Consider the following 1,605-nt stretch of genomic DNA (forward strand, 5'->3'; position numbering starts at 1 on the left):
TGAAAACGCCGCTGCACGACTCTTCCGGGATACCCAGGAACAGGGAAAATGCTTTACGTTGAATGTAGTGTCTCCCGAGCTCCGCCAACTGTTTCACGAGGAATACCGCGAGCTGCGGCCCCGTGCCCCCATGCCGGAGCTCCATGTCCGGTTCCGGCGATTTACGTCGCTGAACACGACCATCCGCCTGCGCGACGGCAAACTTTACGTCTCCCTCTCCGATCTTCTGGAGGCCGCTCCCGAGAGCGTGCTGCGGGCCATTGCCCACATCCTGATTGCAAAGCTGTACCGTAAGCCGATCCTTCGCCTGCACGCCGACCGCTACCGCCGCTACACCCAGTCGGAGCCGGTCTCAAAGATGGCGGAGCATATCCGCCAGACCCGCGGCCGAAAACGTATCCTCACCGCTAAAGGGCGCCACTATGACCTCGACGAGGTCTTCGAGACGCTGAACCGCAGGTTCTTCCACGGGCTGATGGGACGTCCTGTACTCACCTGGAGCGGACATAACGCACGCCGCCTCCTAGGCCACTACGACGCCGCTCACAATACCATCATGATCAGCCGAGTCTTTGACCGGCCAGACACACCGCGCTGCGCCATCGAATACCTGCTTTATCACGAGATGCTCCACCTCAAGCACCCCGTCCGTGTGAAGTCAGGCCGCCGCTGCGTACATTCGCGTGAGTTCCAGGCAGAAGAACGCCTCTTCCCTGAGCTGGAAGAGGCGAAGGCTTATCTGAAGAGACTCTGATTTATTCAATGATTCAATCATTGAATCATTGACTTAATTTGCGACCGCTTCAGCCTCCGCGACCCATTTCTTCGATCGCGTCTTCGACCAGAGAATCAGCACGATACCAGCCAGGATTGAGCCAAGTGCAGCTACCTGGGCGTTGCTCATGCCCCAGTGGACACGGGGGTTGATGCGGATGAGCTCGACAAACCAGCGCGCGATCCCTGTCAGCACCAGGTACTCGCCCGTCAGCTGGCCGATAGGCAGGTTCTTCTTGGCGCGATGCCAGAGCCAGAGACCGAAGACCAGCGAGTAGCCCAGCTCGTAGACCGGCGTGGGATGGACCTTTAGATCGGGAGGATTCGGTACCGGCGGATCGAGCGCGTCGTTGCGGATGTGCACGCCCCAGGGCAACTTTGTGCTCTTGCCGTAGTCGCCGTCTCCCGAGAGCAGGCATCCGAGGCGGCCAACGCCGTAACCGATGGCAGCGGCAGGAGCAGCAAGATCCAGCATACGCAGGCCTCCCACTCGGGCTCCGTTCCGGAACTTCGCCTGGCGTCCCTGCCATAGCAGCATGGCGATGCCGGCGCAGAGACCGCCGAACCACGCAAAGCCTGCCTGGAACCACTTGAGCAGATAGAGGAGGATCTCGCCCGGATGATGCCAGCCCGGCAGCATGATGCGGCGCATCGAGTCGGCCAGTTCCGCGGGGTCCTGCAGCTCGTGATATGCCTTCGCGCCCAGCACGCCGGCGATGGTGACGAACGCGACGACATTCAGGGCGTCGGCATCGATGGAAAAACGCTGAAAGTTGTTGTGGAGGATAACCGTGGCTACAACGGCACCCAGCCAGAGAAGGATTCCGAAGG

Annotated in this window: 2 protein-coding genes; one reads left to right on the plus strand and one right to left on the minus strand. The window is 60.6% G+C overall.

What is annotated here, in order from left to right; translation table 11 throughout:
• Positions 1 to 130: 130 nt before the first annotated feature.
• A complete protein-coding gene (locus AB4043_RS24845) occupies positions 131 to 754 on the plus strand; it encodes a M48 family peptidase (protein WP_442308439.1) in 624 nt (207 codons plus the stop codon).
• 33 nt (positions 755 to 787) lie between these two features.
• Here the strand turns inward: AB4043_RS24845 and AB4043_RS24850 are convergent.
• Positions 788 to 1,605 (minus strand): prolipoprotein diacylglyceryl transferase (locus AB4043_RS24850; protein WP_442308438.1); only part of this gene is annotated, 818 nt, incomplete at its 5' end.

The sequence above is a fragment of the Terriglobus sp. YAF25 genome (genome assembly GCF_052113305.1).
GTDB lineage: Bacteria > Acidobacteriota > Terriglobia > Terriglobales > Acidobacteriaceae > Terriglobus.

What these genes read in the sequence shown, in the direction of transcription:
- AB4043_RS24845 (WP_442308439.1), top strand. Translation starts at nt 131, where the DNA reads ATGCCGGAGCTCCATGTCCGGTTCCGGCGATTTACGTCGCTGAACACG.